This window comes from Pricia sp., from assembly GCF_041745955.1.
Taxonomy (GTDB): Bacteria; Bacteroidota; Bacteroidia; order Flavobacteriales; family Flavobacteriaceae; genus Pricia.
The window spans coordinates 1-3,712 of record NZ_JBGTHY010000439.1 but is presented as its reverse complement, the minus strand read 5'-3'; the positions used below and the strand labels follow the sequence as shown (position 1 = coordinate 3,712).

4 protein-coding genes are annotated in these 3,712 nt (G+C 44.3%); 2 read left to right on the top strand and 2 right to left on the bottom strand.

Annotated features, from left to right (window positions below; all coding sequences use genetic code 11):
* Positions 1–87: 87 nt before the first annotated feature.
* On the bottom strand, positions 88–1,449 hold the full coding sequence (locus ACEW8S_RS15480; RefSeq protein WP_373519030.1) for an IS5 family transposase: 1,362 nt from the start codon (positions 1,447–1,449) through the stop codon (positions 88–90).
* Positions 1,450–2,126: 677 nt separating this feature from the next.
* Positions 2,127–2,540 (bottom strand): BLUF domain-containing protein, encoded by a 414-nt coding sequence (locus ACEW8S_RS15475; protein WP_373519029.1) that lies wholly within the window; start codon positions 2,538–2,540, stop codon positions 2,127–2,129.
* Between the two features lie 121 nt (positions 2,541–2,661).
* Between ACEW8S_RS15475 and ACEW8S_RS15470 the strand changes: the two genes are divergently transcribed.
* Positions 2,662–2,886 (top strand): tyrosine-type recombinase/integrase, encoded by a 225-nt coding sequence (locus tag ACEW8S_RS15470; RefSeq protein WP_373519031.1) that lies wholly within the window; start codon positions 2,662–2,664, stop codon positions 2,884–2,886.
* A 187-nt stretch (positions 2,887–3,073) separates the two neighbouring features.
* On the top strand, positions 3,074–3,712 hold a 639-nt coding region (locus tag ACEW8S_RS15465; protein WP_373519028.1), incomplete at its 3' end, for a DUF6597 domain-containing transcriptional factor.

Genomic DNA, 3,712 nt, shown 5'->3' with positions numbered 1-3,712 from the left:
AATCCAGAGGAATTAGCATTGTTTCATTTGTCAGGAAAATTTAAATCGTCTAACGAATAAAAGTCTAAATAGGGTTTCCTCAGAAAGTCAGAAGTGAAAGTTGTTCAGTTCGGCGAACTTGACCAGGTTGGTCACGAACAGGATCGCGCCTATCCAGGAATGTGAGGTATCGCTGAGCTTTGCCTTTATGTTGTTGAGGCCGTAGCCCTGTTTTGCCTGACCGAACTTGCCCTCTATCGCGTTGCGTTCGTTGAACTCCTTTTTCCTTTTCCTTTTTTCATAAACGGTCTCCGCCGGACGCTTTCCCTTCGGGGCGACCGTCATCTTTATGCCCCTTTCACGGCACCAGTTCCTGTTGGCGTTGGTCCCGTAGATCTTGTCGACCTGTATCAGTTCCGGATAATATCCATATAGTTCCCGGTACGATTCGGCGTGGGGCACCAGGTCGGCACTCTCGTTGTAGGCGTCCCAGCCCAGGGTCTCGGCCTTGGCGAAGCCGTTGGCCTGGGCAAGGCCCATCTTGGTGCCGAACTCGACCTTCTTGCCCGCCTTGCCCCTTACGATCGGCCTGACGTAGGGCTGGGAGATGCTCACGATCCTGTCGTCGCACCTGTTCGTTTTCTCCGAGTACATTTCCCGTTGCTGGTCGTTGACCGTCCGTACGACCCAAAGGTCCCTCAACATTTTACCGGGCATGGGGTTTTCGTCCAACAGGTCCAGCATCCCGTTTATGCTGAGCACGTTGCGGTCCAGGCAGTTCAGGTGGTAGCGGATCGCGCTCCTGAGCGTCTTCTTGTTGGCCTGCCTCTTTTTCGATTCGGCAAGGTATTTCTTGCGGGCGACCTCCCGGTAGGTCCTGGGCTTGACCTTTAATTTGTCACGAAGGTGCTCGAACAAAAGGTCTATGATGGCCTCCGTTTTTTCCCTGGCCTTGTTGAGCAGCCCCAAATCGTTGGGGTAGGTTATGTTCTGGTCGGCAACGGTGGCGTCGAGCTTGAGCTTGCCCTTGTTGGGTGCCCCTTCGGCGCTTTCCGTTACCTTCCCGTCGCCGTGGCATATGGTGGCCAGAACGTCCGCGAAGCCGTTGAAGGTATCGTTGCCCAGCCTTTTCCTCCATTCCACGAAAAGGGAGGGGGAGAAGATCTGGGCCGGTGAGAACTCGTCCAGACCGAGGAAGAACTGCATGTAGGGGTTCTCCCCGATGATGCGAACGGTCTCGTCGTCGCTCAGGGCCAGTTTGTGCTTGATGATCAGGCTGCCGATCACGATGCGCGGGTCGATGGCCGTCCTGCCGCTGTCCGGGAAATGCCGGGAGTAGATCTTGGCGCACCCGTCCCACGGAAAATGGGCGGCCAACTGTATCCACCTGTTGTCGGGATCGAGTTTCATTTGGTAAAGATTGCCGAATTCCTCAATTTTGAGCTGGTGCTGAGAAGTGTATTGTACCATGTGCAAAGTATTTTAACAAAAGTACGAAATAATCTGCATTAAAACACATTTCAATCCGATTTAATTCACTGAAATTTAACGGGTTGACCCTGTATGAGGAGACCCTAATTAAATCCTGAAATCTACTATAGTTTGCCGTCTGATATTCTTTTCTCCTATGAACCAGCCTTGGCTGATTCACACGATAGAATTACTAATAATAAGAAAATGAAATTGCATTTTATGTTGCTAATCCATTTCATTATGGTTTTCTGTCGACTCGTTTTGTCGGCTTACACTTAACTGTCCACGGGGCAAACCCATTTGTTGCCAACAATTGTATATAGTAACAAGTTACTATATTTCCCTTTTGTGAATACTACTAATTACCTGATTTTTTAATCCTTTATTGGAACTTATTTTTAACATGAAGATAGGAAATATCCAGCACAAATTATGGCTTATGAGGGTCCTATGGGAACAACGACGGAGAGGCAAAAAAGCAAAATGGAACCATCTGCGATGATGTCCCACATGTCCTAAAAGTAGTACATGTATCATGCATAGCTCTAATACACCGTGGAGGTTTGGATCCAATCAATCGGTAATCAATCCTTTATTTGAACTTTTAATCATACCTAAAATAGGATTTCGAACACTAAAATAGGTTCAAAAAGATTCGAACTTTGGGTGACCGTTTAAAAATCGTCTGACCGTGGCCCAAAAGGATAATATGGAACTTGTAGGTTTGGAAGATAGGTCGGATAGGAGCGACAGATTTCTTTTAAAGTTCTCTTCGTTTTCATCTGGTTCCGTTGAATAGATTGGTGATAATAGGCCATACTCCAATGCTGAAAATATCTTTCCGGCGCATTGCCTTCCCATAGAAGTTTTACCGAATGGTGCCTGTTGTCAAACTTGATCTTGGCGTACAGTTTCAGCACCCCTCTTCTGTCGCCTTCAAGTATCCGGACGAAATTATCACGATAGTACACCAAACATCCGGTTATGTTCTTTTCCAAATTTACCGTTCTGGCCTCCCTGAGAATTTGTTTTAGATGCTCTTGGCTTGTTCCAAGTATGGCGGTAGATCGATAGGTTATCTGGTACATATAGGTGTCCTATTTATGGTGGAACCGTTGGTCGATTTTCTATTTGAACTTTTTCGTACTATGAAAATAGTAAATATATAGGACTAGGGATAGCCTTCAATGCCACATTCAACGATGAAGGATAGTCAAAAATGCCGCAGTGGCCATAAAGACCCATAAAAAAATTACCGTGTGCACCTTGCGGCACAGCTTTGCCACCCATTTATTGGAAAATGGGGTAGATCTGAGATATATTCAAGTATTATCGGGGCACAGTAACAGTAAAACCACCGAAATCTATACCCATGTGACCAGTAAGGCTTTCAGCGGCATAAAAAGTCCACTTGATGCGCTTACATTTACATGAAAATACGTACATTGGATTTATGGAAAGCTGCTATCTCCACTCCTTATTTTTAGTACCTAATGGGATGGCAGGAGTTTCATACAAATAAAAAATAGACGCCATAAAACGCATATATTGCGCCTATATGCTCGTTAGCGGTCATGCTGTATCTGTAGTTTAATTTTGAGAAGAATATTAAAAGGACATCATGTTCCAACAATTCTATCAGCCTCATCCTGCATTAAAAGGGTTTGTGAACAACATCATGATTCATGAAGTGAACTTTGATGTGGCTAATATCAAATCCACCTTCCCTTTTCCACCTCTTCCTGAACAGGGCTTATACTTTTATATCAGGGACCGTATGGTGGTAGAGTATAAACCCACCGGGAAAAAAGAAACACTTTCGCATTGCATCATAGTAGGTCCACAAGTAAATGGATTAAATATAACATTGGGATATAAACATTTGCTACTAAAGGTCGGGTTTCAGCCGGGAGGACTGTATCGTTTTTTAGGTATCCCTATGTACGAGCTTTTACAGAAAGAAGCTTTTGATGCTACGGAAGTGCTGGGAAACGAAATCAGGGAAATAAATAAACAACTACAAGAATCAACTTCATTTTTGCAAATGAAAAACATTATTGAAAGTTATTTGCTTAAGCACTTATATAAATTAAAACAGACCTTGCCAATTGATTTTGTACTTCCATTGCTTATTAAAGAAGGTGGTTTAGTGAAAATTGAACGCTTAGCGTCTCATGCTTGCTTAAGCCTTCGGCAATTTGAAAGGATTTTTCAGCAGCGAATAGGATTACCACCAAAATATTTTTCAAGACTGGTGAGA

Coding starts and splice junctions, on each gene's coding strand:
- ACEW8S_RS15475 (WP_373519029.1), bottom strand. CDS start 2,540: ATGTACCAGATAACCTATCGATCTACCGCCATACTTGGAACAAGCCAA.
- ACEW8S_RS15480 (WP_373519030.1), bottom strand. CDS start 1,449: ATGGTACAATACACTTCTCAGCACCAGCTCAAAATTGAGGAATTCGGC.